Annotated in this window: 1 protein-coding gene; it reads left to right on the forward strand. The window is 43.9% G+C overall.

The genetic code is table 11. The annotated features are described in order from the left end of the window. The coding region (locus AAEY88_RS12565; RefSeq protein WP_350562916.1) for a TRAP transporter large permease subunit at positions 1–617 on the forward strand (617 nt) is incomplete at both ends.

A 617-nucleotide genomic window follows, 5' to 3' on the forward strand; every position in this document is an offset into this window, starting at 1 on the left:
ATACCTTTTAGCTTTATTTTTATTGTTATTATTGCCGGTATTTTCTTGGGATTATTTACGCCTACTGAAGGGGCAGCAGTAGGGGCATTTGCTTCTTGGGGTTATGCGGTTGTCAAAGGTATGAGGTTAGACGGCCTAAAGCGCTCGTTAGTTGAGACCTTAGCATTATCTGCGGTCGTCTTCTTTATGCTGTTAGGGGCAGAAGCCCTTGGCTACTTTATTTCTGTATCGCGAATGTCTAATACGCTAGCAACATGGATTGGTGGTTTGGACGTTAGTCCAATGATTGTTTTAATCTGCATCTTGATCATGTACTTTTTGCTTGGGCTGTTTATGGATGCCTTAGCGATGTTGGTGATTACCATTCCTGTGGTATACCCCATTATTCTAGCATTGGGCTTTGATCCCGTTTGGTTTGGTATTATTGCGGTATTAACCGTAGAGCTTGGGCTTATTACCCCGCCAATGGGCATGAATATCTTTGTGATTAAAGCGGTGGCACCGCATATCAAGCTTGCCGATATGTTTCGCGGGGTGGCCCCCTTCATTGTCTCTGACTTGATTCGATTGATTGTGCTGGTGTCTTTCCCTGCCATATCTCTGGTGTTATTAAGCTA

This window comes from Psychrobacter sp. CAL346-MNA-CIBAN-0220, from assembly GCF_040309805.1.
Taxonomy (GTDB): domain Bacteria; phylum Pseudomonadota; class Gammaproteobacteria; order Pseudomonadales; family Moraxellaceae; genus Psychrobacter.